Here is a 1,388-nt window from a genome sequence, read left to right as displayed (position 1 = left end):
GCCGGCTCCGGCCGGCACCACCACGCAGAGCACGTGCCCCGCAGGTGCAGCCGTCGGCACTGACGGCCGAAGAGCGGGCTGCGGTACTGGAGTTGCTTCCGTCGCACAACCACGGTCGAGCGCATTATCGGCGCGCCCTGGCCGAGCTGATCAGAGAGCCATAAAAGACAACGTGATGAAACATGCAAGTCGTCCTCGCCCCGGCCGTCGTCTCGGACGAGGCTCCGCCTTCACCGTGCTCGTCTCCGCCAACGTGGCCGGAAAATGCACAATTCTTTCTGTGCTCGCGAAACTCTAATTCGAAAATTTCTTCCAGAAAGGACCCATCATGCAAGCCATCACCGTTCGAGACCGTGACGCCGGTGTCGGTGGGCTCTCCCTCACGGACATGCCCTACCCCCACGCCGCTGAGAACGATGTCATCGTGCGAGTGCATGCCGCGGGGTTCACCCCTGGAGAGCTCGACTGGCCGGGAACCTGGTCCGACCGCGCCGGCCGCGACCGAACGCCGAGCGTGCCTGGGCACGAACTCTCCGGCGTTGTCGCCGAACTGGGCTACGGAACCACGGGCCTGACCGTCGGCCAGCGGGTGTTCGGACTGGCCGACTGGACCCGAAACGGATCACTGGCCGAGTACGCCGCGGTAGAGGCCCGCAATCTCGCTCCGCTTCCGGCGGACGTCGGCCACACGGTGGCCGCCGCCCTGCCGATCTCCGGGCTGACCGCATGGCAGGGCCTGTTCGACCACGGCCGCCTCACGACAGGCCAGACCGTCCTCATCCACGGTGCCGCTGGCGGTGTCGGGTCGATCGTCGTGCAACTCGCACGAGAGGCGGGCGCCCGAGTGATCGGCACCGGACGGGCCGCCGACAGGGACGCAGCACTCGGTCTCGGCGCGGATACCTTCGTGGACCTGCAGAACGACCGGCTCGAAGAAATCGGCAAGGTCGACCTCATTTTCGATGTGCTCGGCGGCGACATCCTCGAACGCTCGACCGCCCTGGTACGCGCCGGTGGCACCCTCGTCACCATCGCCATGCCACCCAGAATCCAGCCCGAGAACGGTCGGGCCGTCTTCTTCGTCGTTGAAGCCGACCGGGTCCGCCTCGCGGACCTCATCCAGCGTGTCCGGGACGGACGACTCAAGCCGGTCGTCGGGGATGTGCGGCCACTGTCCGAAGCACCCGCAGCGTTCGCCCACAACAGGCGCCGCACACGCGGCAAAACGATCATCCAGATCGTGGAAAACTGAATGCGAGCGCCCGATCCTGAAGATTGGGCCTCCTCGCCCAACGGAAGATTTCAAGTCCAGTGAGACGGTCGTGACGCTATGAGGTTTGTGGTGCGGGTTCCCTGCGCTTGGCCGGGTCGTTGATCCATGCCGTCTG

At 65.9% G+C, this 1,388-nt stretch carries 1 protein-coding gene; it reads left to right on the top strand.

Annotated elements, in window-relative coordinates:
* Positions 1-328: 328 nt before the first annotated feature.
* Positions 329-1,252 (top strand): NADP-dependent oxidoreductase, encoded by a 924-nt coding sequence (locus tag ABZV38_RS40445; protein WP_356333967.1) that lies wholly within the window; start codon positions 329-331, stop codon positions 1,250-1,252.
* Positions 1,253-1,388: the final 136 nt, after the last annotated feature.

The sequence above is a fragment of the Streptomyces sp. NPDC005181 genome (genome assembly GCF_040608395.1).
GTDB lineage: Bacteria > Actinomycetota > Actinomycetes > Streptomycetales > Streptomycetaceae > Streptomyces.
The sequence above is the reverse complement of the archived record's forward strand: the minus strand, read 5'-3'. Positions and strand labels throughout refer to the sequence as shown.

Excerpts from the sequence above, each read along its gene's own strand:
- ABZV38_RS40445 (WP_356333967.1), top strand. The coding sequence starts at position 329 with ATGCAAGCCATCACCGTTCGAGACCGTGACGCCGGTGTCGGTGGGCTC.